This is a genomic window from Achromobacter animicus (assembly GCF_040775605.1).
Lineage (GTDB): Bacteria > Pseudomonadota > Gammaproteobacteria > Burkholderiales > Burkholderiaceae_B > Achromobacter > Achromobacter animicus.
Genome location: NZ_JAYGJK010000001.1, coordinates 5,755,852 through 5,768,914, shown reverse-complemented (window position 1 = coordinate 5,768,914; position 13,063 = coordinate 5,755,852). Strand labels below are relative to the sequence as shown.

The following is a 13,063-nucleotide window of genomic DNA, read 5'->3' as shown; positions in this document are numbered from 1 at the left end:
TCAGGCAGCCTGAAGCGAAAAAGCAGTAAAGAAAGTGCAGTGAAACGTTTAGTGGGTCTGAGCACCGCTAAATGAGTAGTCAAGATCGGGGCGTAGCTCAGCCTGGTAGAGTACTGCGTTCGGGACGCAGGAGTCGGAGGTTCGAATCCTCTCGCCCCGACCACTTCATGTGGTCGAGAATTCAAGAAGGTGTTTCCCGACACCTTTTGGCTGAAAGCCGGTATCGCGCAAGCGCTGCCGGCTTTTTTGCATTTGCGCGGATTGTTTTTACAAGAAGTGCAATGCAAGAGGTGCGCTGCAAGAAGTGCATTGCAGGAAGCGCATTGGCAAGAAGCGCCGCGTATCGCACAACCACCTGTTGTCTGCCATGTTGTCCACCGCCCGGCCATTTATTACCGGCCGATGAAAACCCAGGCATGTCTCGTGCTGATAATGGTGCGTGCTGATCCAGTTTGGTGCATCTTTTTTATATTGCCTGACGCAATTACTAAATAAGCTACTGATCTGGATAATGATTTTTCAGTTTGGTTAAACCAGACCAAGAAAAACGTCTTTTCATATTTGATTACATGAAACGACCGTCTCATGTTGCGGTTTGTGTAATGAATGTAATTTTTCTAGGGATTTCCCGGGTTTATTACGGGTTGTCCTGATTTATTTCCGCAGCAATAAAAATATTTAGAAAAAAGTTTGCTGCGCGACCCCTCTACGATGCCCAGGCTCGCCAACCGGATAGTTAACCGGGTACCGAGCCAAATTCATTTTTAGCAATACGTCCGCCCCTATATGGCAAGGGTATTTCGATTTCATGTCGAAGTGCTCGCTTCGGGGCGTCGATTTCTAGTGTCTGCGACACGACGAAAACAGTGAGGTCCCCCGTGGTAAAGAGAATCGCAGTGTGTGGCCTTGGATATGTCGGCCTGCCCGTGGCAGTGGCATTTTCCAGGCGCTTTGATGTCATCGGCTTTGACGTGGACAAGCGGAGAATCGCACGGCTGAAAGAGGGTGATGACTGGACTGGCGAGATCGAACGCGACGTATTGCTTGCCTCCCCCATGCAGTTCACCGACCAGTTGTCCGAACTGGAAGGCTGCGACTTTTTCGTAGTGGCTGTCCCGACGCCCGTCGACGAAAAAAACAATCCCGACTTTTCCCTGCTGGTTCGGGCGTGCCAGGCCATCGGCCCCGTGCTGCGCCCCGGCTGCATCGTGGTCTTCGAGTCGACCGTCCACCCCGGCGCGACCGAGGAAATCTGCGGCCCGGAACTTGAGAAGGCATCCGGCCTGCGCGCCGGCGTCGACTTCAAGCTGGGCTACAGCCCCGAGCGCATCAACCCGGGCGACCGGGAGCATCCGCTGGAGAAGATCGTCAAGATCGTGTCCGGCCAGGACGAGCAATCGCTGGAAGTGATTGCCGGCGTGTACGAGCAGATCATCGACGCGGGCGTACATCGCGCCTCCTCGATCAAGGTGGCCGAAGCGGCCAAGGTGCTCGAGAACACGCAGCGCGACATCAACATCGCGCTCATGAACGAGATGTCCAAGATCTGCGATCTGGTCGGCATCCGCACCTCGGAGGTCCTGGCGGCCGCCGGCACCAAGTGGAACTTCCTGAAGTTCACGCCCGGACTGGTGGGCGGCCACTGCATTGGTGTCGACCCGTACTACCTCACGTCCAAGGCCCAGGAACTGGGCTATCACCCTGAAGTCATCCTGTCCGGCCGCCGCATCAACGACGGCATGGCCGCGCACGTCGCCTCGCGCCTGGTGCAGCAGCTTGCACGCAACGGCCGCCTGAATGCCAACACCCGCGTCGGCATCCTGGGCATGACCTTCAAGGAAAACGTGCCCGACATCCGCAACTCGAAGATCGTCGATCTGTACCACGCGCTTGGCCAGTACGGCATCACGCCGGTTGCGTGCGATCCGATGGTCGATCCGGAGCAGATGGAGCACGAGTACGGGATCAAGCTCGTCGACCGCGGCGACTTCCGCGACATGGACGTCCTGATCCTGGCGGTGCCGCACCGCGAAACCATGGAAACCATCTGGGAAGACCTGCCGCAGCTCGTCAAGAACGGCGGCATGGTCTGCGACTTGAAGTCGGTGCTGGATGCCAAGCGCCTCCCGGCCGACCTTTTGTACTGGACTCTCTAGTTCAGGCTCGTAATCCATCAATACAGGAGAGACCCTGAATGACCGCATTTACCATCGCTCCCATCGGAACCTGCCGCATCCACACGCCCCTGCGTGATGCCGTGGGCCGCTACCCGATCAAACTTCAGCTCGGCCGCAACTACGGATTCGTGCACACGGCCGCCGAAGCCCTCCAGCAGGCGCGCTTCATGTTCAGCCAGAGCGACATCCCGGCCGACGTGCAGCGCCTGATCTTCCGTCCGTCCAATGGCGAGCAGGCTCGCCAAGGCACGCACAAGCCGGCTGACCTGTACATGGTCGAGCTGTCCTCGCGCAAGCTGCTCACGATCGACGGCCACCCCATCCAGTCCAACTACCTGGTCCGCTACTTCAGCGAATTCTTTGCCGACCGCGCCCGCACCCGCGCGTTCTGGTCGATGGCCGTGGCCGACCGCCTGGCCGAACGCCGCGCGCAGCTGGATCAGGATCCGGTCTTCAAGAGCTTGAACGCTGAAGACCGCGACCTGCTCGCCCGCGTCGTCAAGCGCGACCAGACGGACGAGGAGATCGAGCAGGAGATGCGCCAGCTCGTCGAGCTGCTGGGCCGCGACAAGGTCGTGTTCGTCACCCACGTCAACGCCCACACGCCGGACAACGTGCCGATCGAACAGCGTCAGCAGCTGATCGCCGCCATTGCCGCCGCCGCGCAGCGCATCGGCGTGCCGTGCTATGACCCGACCCCGCTGATGAACAAGCTGGGCCAGGCCGACGCCATGGAAGACGGCGGGCTGGACCTGACCCACTACACGCCGGCCTTCGCCGAGCGCCTGTACACCGACTGGTACAAGAACTTCATCCGTCCGCGCATGAGCTCCTCGACCCCGCAGGTCTCGGTGCCCAAGCTGGGCGCGGAAGAAAGCGTCGAACGCATCGAGAAGCTGTGGGACTCGGGCGAGCTGCGCGAAGCCTCGCGCCGCGTGCGCGATGTGCTGCGCCGCTACCCCAGCCTGCCGGATCACGTGGTGCTCTTCGCGCGCATTCAGGAAGAACTGGGCGACTACGAGGGGTCGTTGGCCCTTCTGGGCAGCGCCGATGCGCTGTCCTCGGGCAGCAAGGCCGAGCAGATCCTGATGCGCAACCAGTTCAAGCTGGGCCGCTACGACGTGGCGTACTCGCTAGCCGCAGGCCTGCTGGGTGACGAGATCGAAACGCCGGAAATCGTCCGCATTGCGGCGGTGTCCGCCGGCCACCTGGGCTATGTGGACGAAAGCCTGGGCAACTGGAAGCAGCTGTTCCGCATCTCCGAACCGACCGACACGATGGCGGTGGAAGCGGCCGACACGGTGCTGTCCCTGCTGCAGACGGGTGGCGACATGGAAGCGGCGATCCGCTGGGTGCACGAAGTGCGCGCGGCGATCCCGAACTACGGCCGCGGCTTTGCCGTGCTGTGGCGCGACCGCCTGCTGGCAGGCGACCGCGACGCACTGCGCGACCTGGCCGGCGAACAGCCCAAGCTGGAAGAGGGCGACGCGCTGGAGCTGGTCAAGGAAGCCTCGTGGCGCGGTTGCATCATGGCCGCGGCAACGCTGGCAGCCTCTTGCGGCCTGGGCAAGAGCGAGAACGAAGAGATCAGCGCATGGCTGCAATCGCAGTCCGCGACGTGGGCCGAAGAAGGCAACCGCGCGCTGGAGGAAGGACGTCTGCGCGACGCCGCCGAACGCATCTGCGCGCATCGTCTGCTCAACCCCGACGCGCTGGCCGGCGCCCGTGCACAGCGCGCGTTCGAACGCGCCATGCGCCTTGGCGTGCGTGCCGCGCTGGTGGCCGGCAACCACAAGGAAGTGATCGACCTGACCAACCTGGCCATCGACACCAACGTGGACTTCCCCGAACTGCACGCCATGCGTGGCCGCGCGGCTGACGCGCTGGGCGACAAGAAGACGGCGATGCGTCACCTGGAAGTGGCCGCGGCCGGCGATGCCGCCCCGTTCAGCGCCAAGCTGCACTTTGCCCGCGTTGCCTTCAATGGCGGCTGGTTCGGTGAAGCGATCGACGCGTACAAGGATGTGCTGGGTCATTCGGGCGCCGATCAAAGCGCCAAGGACGAAGCCGAACGCCAACTCGGCCGGCTCGGCCCGCGCGCCATCCGTGGCGCTCGCGAGATCCTGTCGAACGGCGATCATCAGGCCGCTTGGAAGCTGCTGGACCGCGTCGCGCAGTCGTGGCCAGGCATGCCGGAAGTGGACCACGAAAAGCGCCGCATCCTGGCCTATCTGTACGCCGAAGCGCGCGCCCTGGAACCGTCCAGCACGACCGAGCGCCTGGCGCTGGGCGAACGCATCGTGTCGCTGGTGCCGGATGATCCCATCGGCCTGCGCCTGGCCGCGGTCGGCGCCATGCGTCTGCACCGCTTCGAGCAAGCTCTGCCGTACTGGAAGCAGTTGCAGGAACGTTCCGAGAACCCGGCGCAGTACGACCACTACATCGAGCGCTGCCTTGTCTGGATCGAGAAGATCAACCGGAGAAAGGCAGCATGAATCCCCCTCTGATAACCGAGCGAGTGGACGCCAAGTCCGATCTTCAGCAAGTTCAAGCGCAGTTGGAGGAAATCGTTGCGGCATCGGGGCGGGTTCAAGTCGCTCAGGACAACCTGGCGCGGGCCAAGCAGCTTGCCCGCGATCACATGGAAGACTCGAAGGTCCGCTTCCTCCTGCTCCGCCTGCAGGAGTCGGCGGGCCTGAACGAGGGCATGGCCGAGCAGTGGGCCACGCTGCTCGAGGAGTGCCCGGATGACCTGCAGATCGTGCGCTACTGCGCGACGCGGCTGGTGAAGGAACGGCACCTGGACGAAGCCATGGCGCTGGTCGACCGTCACCTGCCGGCCGAGACGACGAATCCGGACCGCCTGTTTGCGCGGGCGAAGCTGCTGAGCGACATCCGCGCGCACGAGCAGTCGGACGCGCTGTTCCGGCGTCTGATCTCGCAGCACACGGATCGCAACATGCGCGTGGAGTTCGCCAAGCGCCTGCGCAAGCGCGGCCTCCTGGCCGACGCGTGGGACGCGATCGCGCCCGTGGCCAAGCACCTGACGCCCGGCAGCAAGGCGGCCGAACTGGCCGAGGGGCTGGCCAGTGACTACGCGTTCTATCAGCGCTTCGAATCCGAAGAGTCGCTGGCGGGCAAGGACGTGCGCATCGTGTCGATGAAGCACGCGATCCTGCACTTCCGCAACCGCAAGATCGCCGAAAACACGCCGGACAAGCCCGTGTCGGTGGCGCTGGTCACCGGCAGCCTGGGACCGGGCGGCGCCGAGCGCCAGCTGACCCGTCTGGCGGGCGAGCTGACCCGCCTGGCCGCGTCGCCGGAACTGCAGCCGCCCGACATCCTGATGCGGCCCAAGAAGGTCGAGGTGCTGGTCAAGCAGCACACCGAGCCGTCCGGGTCGCCCAAGAAACAGGACGACTTCTTCCTGCCGGTGCTCATCAAGGCGCAGATTCCGGTCACGGAGATCAACCGCCTGCCGGCCATCTCGGTGGCGCACCAGTCCGTGCCGGAAGGCCACCTGGGCCGCCTGCTGGAACAGCTGCCTCCGCCGGTTCACTACGGCGTGACGCGCCTGGCGCCGGTGCTGCGCGCCAACCGTTTCGACGTGGTCAGCCTGTGGCAGGACGGCACGTGCCTCTTTGGCGCCCTGGCGGCGCTGTTGGCCGGCACGCCGACGATCCACCTGGTGTTCCGCGGCCTGCCCCCGAACATCCGCAAAGACCGTTTCCGCGAAGAGTATCCCGAGCTGTTTCAGGCGCTGGCCCTCGTGCCGGGCGTGGTGTTCGTGAGCAACAGCCGCAAGGCCGCGGAAGCGTACGCCGAGTGGCTGGACCTGCCGCTGGAACGCTTCCACATCCTGTACAACGGCGTGCCGGATCTGGCGACCGATGCCTCGGACGCCGACAAGGCCAAGTGGGAAGCCTTCCACGAGCGCACCAAGGACGCCACCGAGACGATCGGCGGCGTGTTCCGCCTGGAGCCGGACAAGCGTCCGCAGCTCTTCATCAAGTTGGCGGCGCTTTACCTGAAGGAACGGCCCCAGGCGCGCTTTTTCCTCGTGGGCGACGGACGCCTGCGCGAGAACATCGAGGCGCTGGCGCTGGAGCACGACGTGCTGGAGCGCCTGTTGCTGGTGGGGCTGTCGAATCACGTGGGCTTCTGGTATTCGAAGATGGACGCCAGCGTGCTGTTGTCGCGCTACGAAGGCCTGCCGAATGTGCTGATCGAGGCCCAGTTGCTGGGTGTGCCGGTGATTTCCACGCCGGCCGGCGGCGCGGAAGAGTGCTTTGTCGAGGACGAGACGGGCCACCTGCTCAGCTGCGTGGATCATCCCGACATGCACGAGGCCTGCGAGAAGGTCCTGAACATGGTGGACCAGGTGCGCAGCAATGCGGACATGCGGGCAAATAGCCGCCAGCGGGCGCAGAAGCTGTTCTCGCTGGACGCGATGCTTACGAAGTTCATGAGCATCTGCATGCCCGCCATGACCGAGTCCGAGAACGACGAGCGCATTGATGTTGCGCCCAAGCGCCTGATGCAGGCGTGACGGGCAGTTGCTCTTTTTAAAAGTGCTGAAGTTGAAGGAACCTATGCTAATGAACGTCCCGGCCCTGGGCGCGCGGCGCCATGCGACGCTTGCCATGCTGCTGCTTGCAGCGCTGACACTCACGGGTTGCCAGCTCCCACGGTCCGGCCCGATGCTTAGCGAAATGACAGGGGCTCACGATGACAAGGACGTCATCGTGATGCCCGTGTCGCGCGAACTCGCGCGAAAGAGCCGGGTGCCCGATGTGGCGGACTTTCCGGTGCGCTACCGCGATCTGACGCAGGCAGGTTTCGACAAGCTGGTGCCGGGTGACGGCATCAACGTGAAAGTGTGGGAACGCGGTGGTCTCGGCGTGTTCGCCGCGGACCCGTCCGGCGTCAGTGATCTGGGTAACCAGGACATCGACAGTGCCGGCAACGTTACGTTCCCCATCATCGGAAAGTTCCGCGCCGAGGGCCTGACGCTCGGCCAGTTGCATGACGCCATCGTGGCGCGGCTGAGCAAGCTCGTGGTCGGCGCCGACGTCAGCGTCACGCGCGCGGCCGACGCGCGCGGGCAGATGGTGACGGTGCAGGGCAACCTGACCAAGCCCGGCATGTACCCCATCACGCAGACCGCCCAGCGCCTGAGCAGCGCGCTGGCGCAGGCCGCGCCCGTGCAGACCAACCCCGAACAACTCATCATCAGCCTGCGCCGCGACAGCCAGGTGGCCTCGGTGCGGCTGGCCGACATCTACCGCAACCAGAACAACGACATCCTGTTGCGCTCGGGCGATGTGATCACCGCCTACGACGCCAAGGAATTCCTGACCGTGCTGGGCGCGGCCGGCCAGCAGGGCCGCGTGGAAATCAGCAAGCGCAATTACAGCGTGCTGGACGCGCTGGCGGACTCGCGCGGCCTGGACGACAAGCTGGCCGATCCGCGTTCGGTGTTCTTGTTCACGCCCGCGCAAGCGGGGGCCGAAGGCAAGCCGGACTTGCTGCCCGTCGTGTACCAGTTCGACCTCACGCGGCCGGAGCAGGTGGCGCTGGCCCGCGAGTTCACGGTGCATGAAGGACAGGCCATCTACATCTCGGACGCGCCGTTCACGCAGGTGCAGAAGGTGCTGTCAGCCTTCCGCGTCACGATGAGCGCCGGCTTCAGTGCCACGCGAGCCATCGACAGCGATTCGGGCGGCGGTTCGACCGGCGTTGCCCAATAACGCGTCCATGAGCAACGAGGATCGGATAAAGGGCTGGCGCTCGCGCCGGAAGGACAACAGCTACACGGTGGGGTCTGGCGTCGCCAACTGGCGGCTGGATCCGGCCGCGCTGTTCGAAGCCAAGGCTCCGCCGGGCGTGCTGTTCAAGCCGCTGCTGGCCCGCCTGCAGGGCGAGCCGCACGACTCCGTCGCGGCGCGGCGGGCGGTGTACGAGGCCGTGCAGGCGGAGCTGGACGCCGAGATCGTGCGCAGCCAGGTCGACGAGACCCTGGCGGACTTCTCACGGCGGCGCCTGCGCATCATCGTGCGCCTGCTGGAGCAGGACATCCGCGCGGGCGTCGAGGTGTTTGCGCCGGGCTACATGCCGGCCAAGCTGGTGGCCGAGGATGAGCGGCTGGCGGTCGCGCATGCCCGCCGCGTGGAACGTCGCAAGCAGGACGAGGCGCGTGAAGCGCGCCGCCATGCGTCACGCAATGACATCGCGCTGGAGATCGAGGTTGCGCAGAGCGAAGCGGGTGATCTCGCGATCCTGCGCGACCGGCTGCGCTCCCTGCATAAGGGGCATTCGGAGGACACCGCCGGCCATCGGCCGATCGGCCGCACGCTGATGGCGATGTTCATCTACCAGCTGCGCGTGATGCACGGCGAAAGCCGCATCGCGCTGGTGTGGGCGCTGGTCGGCCCTGTCGTGCTGCTGACCCTGATTTCGTCGCTGTACATCCTGATGGGCACGCACTACATCCTGGGGATGGACGTGCAGACGTTCTCGCTGCTGGGCGCGACGACCTGGATCATGTTCCGTCAGATCGCGTTCCGCAGCAGTACGGCGTATGTCTCGGCACGCGGCCTGCTGAATTTTCAGGGCGTCACGCCGCTGATGTGCGCGCTGGTGCAGGCCATGATCTACGTATCGGTGTATGTGGTGGTGTTTGGGGTGCTGATCACCGCGGGCCACGCGATCGGGCTCATCACGCTGCCCAAGAGCTGGGCCGGCTTCATTCTTTTTGTGGTCCTGATGGGCGTGGCGGGCGCGGCGATGGGGGTGCTGTTCGGGTCGATTGCGACCTACTGGCACTTCTTCCTGCGACTGGCGCCGATCATCGAGCGCTTCCTGCAGATCTTCGCGGCGGTGTTCTTCGTGTCGGAGCAGTTTCCCGAGCAATTGCGGCCGTGGATGCTGTGGTCGCCACTGGCGCACGGCATGCAGTTGCTGCGCTCGGCGTACTTCCATGCGTACGAGTCGCACGATGCCAGCCTGGGTTACTTCCTGACCTCGCTGGTGTTCATGATGGTGATCGCGCTGGTGGCAGAGCGCCTGGCCCGTCCCAACGTTCAGCCAATGTGAGGGTGAAAGATGATCCATCTCAATGGCGTAACCGACGAACCCTATTCCTTCGGCAGCAGGCAGCCGCTGCTGGCCAACGCTACGCTCGACATCCCGGCGGGGCGCTATGCGCTGCTGTCGCCCGCGCCGGAGATGCACCGCCAGCTCGTGGACGTGCTGTGCTGTCTGCGTCCGCCGCGGCAGGGCTTCGTCAAGCACGACGGCAATGTGTCGTGGGCGATCGGCCGGCAGGGCTTCATCCGCGGCAAGGCCAGCGGGCTGTCCATGATCGATTTCGTCAGCGAAATGTACGAGATCGACCCCGACGCCACGTATGAACTGGTCGCGGACCTGATCAGCGATCCGAAGATGCTGGCCAAGCCCATGGAGCATTGGCCGCTTTATGTGCGGCAGGAGTTTTCGTTCGCGCTGGCACTGGCGCCCGCGTTCGATGTCTACGTGATCGAAGGGAGCATCCCCTTCGAGCCCTGCCGTTTCACCCGGCTATGGCTGGCGCTTTTTGAAGAGCGCCTGGTCGGCCGGACACTCATTTTTTCCAGTTATCGCCAGAATCAGTTGGCGGATTATTGCTTCAAAGGCTTGATCTATGAACGAAGCGCGCTCAGCATCGACGACGACCTCGACCAGTGCCTCCGCAGGTATCCCCCGCGACGATCACGGAGCGACTCCGGCACAGGCGACGACGTCCTCGGAGGCGGCTTCGACGAAGGCCAACTCGGGTTCTGACGGCGGATCCGAGATCGAACGCCGCCGCCGCGAACGGCAGTCGGCCCTGCGCGAGCGCCGCCGCCATCGCTGGATCAACGCGGTGATCGTGCTGGTGCCGGTGGTGCTGGCGGTGATCTACCTGTTGATCGTCGCCACGCCGCGCTATGAGGCGGAGTCGCGGTTCTTCGTGCAGTCGGCATCCGGCCAGCAGGGCGGCGGCGGCGCGGCCGCCAGCCTGCTCACGACGGGCAACTCGGGCGGCATGCTCGGCGGATTCGTCGACGGCTGGGCAGTTGCGGACTTTCTGAAGTCGCGCGACAGCATGCAGCAGCTGGACAAGAAGGTCGGCCTGCGCCGCTACCTGATGAACGATGGGCTGGACCCGTTCAACCGCCTGGCCGAGGATTCCAGCGAAGACGATCTGTACCGCGCCTATCAGGCGTCGGTGCACGTGTCGTTCAACGCGCTGGAGCAGATCGACGTGCTGCGCGTCAGCGCGTTCTCGTCGGAAGACGCGGCCACGCTGTCCCGGGAGCTGATCGGCCTGGCCGAGCAGTTCGTCAGTTCGATGAACGAGAAGGGCGTTGCCGACAAGCTGAAGGTGAGCGAAGAGTCGGTCAAGTTTGCCGAGGAAAAGGCGCTGGCGGCGCGCGATGCGCTGACCACGTGGCGCACCAAGCACGGCAACATCGACCCCAGCGCGACGGTGTCGATGCTGCTGAACCTGTCCAGCCAGCTTGAAGGCGAGCTGAGCACCGCGCAGATCAACCTGGACAAGATCCGCGCGCTGGATAACAAGGACCATTTCATGCTCAAGCCCGCGCAGATGCAGGTGGCGGCCCTGAAAAAGCGGCTTGCATCCGTACGCCAGCGCCTGAGCGGCGACGGCAATACGGAAGCCAAGCAACTGAAGGAATACGAGGCGCTGCGCAATGCCCAGGTGTTTGCGGATTCCAACCTGACGCTGGCGCAGCAGTCGTACCAGCAGGCGATGACGGACGCGCTGCGCCTGCAGCGGTATCTGTCGATCATCGCGCAGCCGGTGCCGACGGATCGGCCCAGCAGCCCGCGCACCGGCATCCTGCTGTTGCAAGCGCTGGCACTGGGATTTGTGCTCATGTTCATCGCTCGCGTCGCGATGGCTTTGTTGAGGGGGCTGCGTCATGGTTGATACGGTCATTGAAAGCCGCCGGCCGGACACCGGCGCCGAACCGCAGGACGCCACGGCGCGCCTGCGCGAGGTCATCGGACAGATCCGCGCGTCGGCAGACCCGGCGAGCGGCATGGCCGCGCTGGAACCGGCGCTGCGCCCGGCCAAGGACGGCTGGCGCGAGGTCCGGCGGCTGCTGGTCTCGCCCGACGTGAAAGAGGGCAAGCTGGCCTCTGCCATCGCGGCGCTGGAAACGCTTGTCGCGGTGTACCCCACGCGGGTGGACGACAGGCGCCTGCTCGCCAGTCTGCTCGGCCGCCTGGAGCAGTGGGACAGGGCGATCGCCGAAGCCGATGCCGCCGCCGGCATCGAGCCCGGCAATGCGTCGCTGCATGCCGCGCGCATCCAGATGCGTGTGCAGGCGGGACGCGTGCCCGAGGCGGCGGAAGTCGCCCGCACGACCCTGCCGCTGGCGCAGAGCGCGCCCGAAGACGCTTATGCGTGGATGATGGCCTTCGTGCGCAATGGGGACGTCGCCGAAGCCTCTGGCATCGCGGCGTCGCTGGATCCGGACAAGCTGCCCAATGAACGCGTGGCGACGATGGCGGTACGCGCATTGCTGGCCGACGGCCGCACTGCGGCTGCAATCCGTCTGGGCGACGGCGCGCTGCGCGCGGGCCAGGATTGCGCGGCGCTGCGATCGTCGCTGGGGCTGGCGCATCTGCGGCGCGGCACCGAAGACGATCGCAAGACCCATGCGCTGACGCACTTCGAGGCCGGCCTGCAGGCCGCGCCCGATGACGTGCGGCTGCTGACGCTGCACGGCGAAACCCTGCTGCGCGCCGGACGCTACAAGGATTCCGTGGCGCCGTTGGCGCGCGCCATCGAACTGGCGCCGGATCTTGAGCAGACGCGGGGCCTGTATGCCCGCGCGCTGCGCTACACCTTGCAGTACGACGCGGCGGCCGAGCAGATGATGTTCCTGCTGAAGAAGTCGCCGGACAACTTGCTGTGGCAGCGGTCCGCCATTGGCGCGCTGTCGCAGGCCGGGCGCAAGGAAGAGGCCGAGGCGCTGTTCGAGCAATACGTCGCCAAGCGTGGCGCGCGGCTGCCGGAGACCTTCCAGGAAGCGTTGGCGCGCATGGAAGAACAACTCGACACCGCGCCGATTCCGCAGGCGCGGCTGGACTGGGCCTGGTCGATGCGCGGCGACACCAGCATCGATCGCGCGACGTGGGAACGCCGCGCGCGATGGGGCCACATGATCGACCATCTGCTGTTCGACTGGCTCGAATGCCGCGAGGAGCGCGTCGAAGAAGCGATGGCCATGCTGGGTGAGCTGGATACCGGCGAGCGCTTCTTCGCGCCGCTGCTTGCCGCTGGCCGCGGCGTCGTGGTCGCCACTGCCCACGTCGGGCCGATGTATGCGGGCCTGATGGCGCTGGAACTGGTCGGCATTCCGTCGCGCTGGCTGGCGTCGGCGCCCAGCATCGCCCGCAGCAGTTACGCCGAGGCGCTGATCTCGACGGCCGACCAGACCGAGGCGCAGGTCGCCAAGGCCTGCATGCGCGCGATCAACTCGGGCTTTGTGCTGTGCCTGGCCATCGACGGCGCGGCGAATCCCGCCGCGCCGCGCACGACTTTCGAAGGCCAGGACGTCACGTATTCCGGATTCGCGGCGCATCTGGCGCACCGGATGGGCGTGCCGTCGGTGTTCTACGCGCCCCGCTGGGAGAACGGGCAGGTGGCCTACACGCTGGAAATGCTGCCGGCCGCCAATCCCGGCGAGGACGCGGACGCGTACGCGCAGCGCTGGCAAAAGGCGTACTTTGAACGGCTGCGCGAGCATCTTGCCGGCCCGCCGGAGAACCTGCGGTTGAGCGGCGGCATCTGGCGCCATGTGACGGCGGCGGATCCGTCCGCGTGAAATTTG

The 13,063-nt window shown here is 65.0% G+C and carries 9 protein-coding genes and 1 tRNA gene; all 10 read left to right on the top strand.

The features are described from left to right. The first annotated feature begins 86 nt into the window (after positions 1 to 86). The 10 genes from AB3147_RS26330 (at position 87) to AB3147_RS26285 (ending at position 13,057) form a co-directional block, all read left to right on the top strand. A tRNA-Pro gene (locus AB3147_RS26330) sits at positions 87 to 163 on the top strand. A gap of 26 nt (positions 164 to 189) precedes the next feature. After that, on the top strand, positions 190 to 495 hold the full coding sequence (locus tag AB3147_RS26325) for a hypothetical protein (protein ID WP_239214829.1): 306 nt from the start codon (positions 190 to 192) through the stop codon (positions 493 to 495). A gap of 401 nt (positions 496 to 896) precedes the next feature. Beyond that, a complete protein-coding gene (locus AB3147_RS26320; protein WP_175139486.1) occupies positions 897 to 2,156 on the top strand; it encodes a nucleotide sugar dehydrogenase in 1,260 nt (419 codons plus the stop codon). 38 nt (positions 2,157 to 2,194) lie between these two features. Next, entirely contained in the window at positions 2,195 to 4,672 is a 2,478-nt protein-coding gene (locus AB3147_RS26315) for a hypothetical protein (protein WP_367353389.1), read from the top strand. Further along, positions 4,669 to 6,726 (top strand): glycosyltransferase, encoded by a 2,058-nt coding sequence (locus AB3147_RS26310; RefSeq protein WP_218342630.1) that lies wholly within the window; start codon positions 4,669 to 4,671, stop codon positions 6,724 to 6,726. Before AB3147_RS26315 ends, AB3147_RS26310 begins: the two co-directional genes overlap by 4 nt. A gap of 43 nt (positions 6,727 to 6,769) precedes the next feature. Further along, positions 6,770 to 7,927 carry a polysaccharide biosynthesis/export family protein gene (locus AB3147_RS26305; protein WP_175186603.1) on the top strand — a complete coding sequence of 386 codons (1,158 nt, stop codon included), beginning with the start codon at positions 6,770 to 6,772 and terminating at the stop codon, positions 7,925 to 7,927. A gap of 7 nt (positions 7,928 to 7,934) precedes the next feature. Then, complete coding sequence (locus AB3147_RS26300; RefSeq protein WP_175139490.1) at positions 7,935 to 9,272, top strand: ABC transporter permease; 1,338 nt, start codon at positions 7,935 to 7,937, stop codon at positions 9,270 to 9,272. 9 nt (positions 9,273 to 9,281) lie between these two features. Then, complete coding sequence (locus AB3147_RS26295) at positions 9,282 to 9,998, top strand: hypothetical protein (protein WP_056559922.1); 717 nt, start codon at positions 9,282 to 9,284, stop codon at positions 9,996 to 9,998. Positions 9,999 to 10,119: 121 nt separating this feature from the next. Further along, on the top strand, positions 10,120 to 11,151 hold the full coding sequence (locus tag AB3147_RS26290) for a sugar ABC transporter (RefSeq protein WP_175139529.1): 1,032 nt from the start codon (positions 10,120 to 10,122) through the stop codon (positions 11,149 to 11,151). Then, positions 11,144 to 13,057 carry a tetratricopeptide repeat protein gene (locus tag AB3147_RS26285; RefSeq protein WP_367353388.1) on the top strand — a complete coding sequence of 638 codons (1,914 nt, stop codon included), beginning with the start codon at positions 11,144 to 11,146 and terminating at the stop codon, positions 13,055 to 13,057. Before AB3147_RS26290 ends, AB3147_RS26285 begins: the two co-directional genes overlap by 8 nt. Positions 13,058 to 13,063: the final 6 nt, after the last annotated feature.

What these genes read in the sequence shown, in the direction of transcription:
- AB3147_RS26315 (WP_367353389.1), top strand. Translation starts at nt 2,195, where the DNA reads ATGACCGCATTTACCATCGCTCCCATCGGAACCTGCCGCATCCACACG.
- AB3147_RS26310 (WP_218342630.1), top strand. Translation starts at nt 4,669, where the DNA reads ATGAATCCCCCTCTGATAACCGAGCGAGTGGACGCCAAGTCCGATCTT.
- AB3147_RS26305 (WP_175186603.1), top strand. Translation starts at nt 6,770, where the DNA reads ATGCTAATGAACGTCCCGGCCCTGGGCGCGCGGCGCCATGCGACGCTT.
- AB3147_RS26300 (WP_175139490.1), top strand. Translation starts at nt 7,935, where the DNA reads ATGAGCAACGAGGATCGGATAAAGGGCTGGCGCTCGCGCCGGAAGGAC.
- AB3147_RS26295 (WP_056559922.1), top strand. Translation starts at nt 9,282, where the DNA reads ATGATCCATCTCAATGGCGTAACCGACGAACCCTATTCCTTCGGCAGC.
- AB3147_RS26285 (WP_367353388.1), top strand. Translation starts at nt 11,144, where the DNA reads ATGGTTGATACGGTCATTGAAAGCCGCCGGCCGGACACCGGCGCCGAA.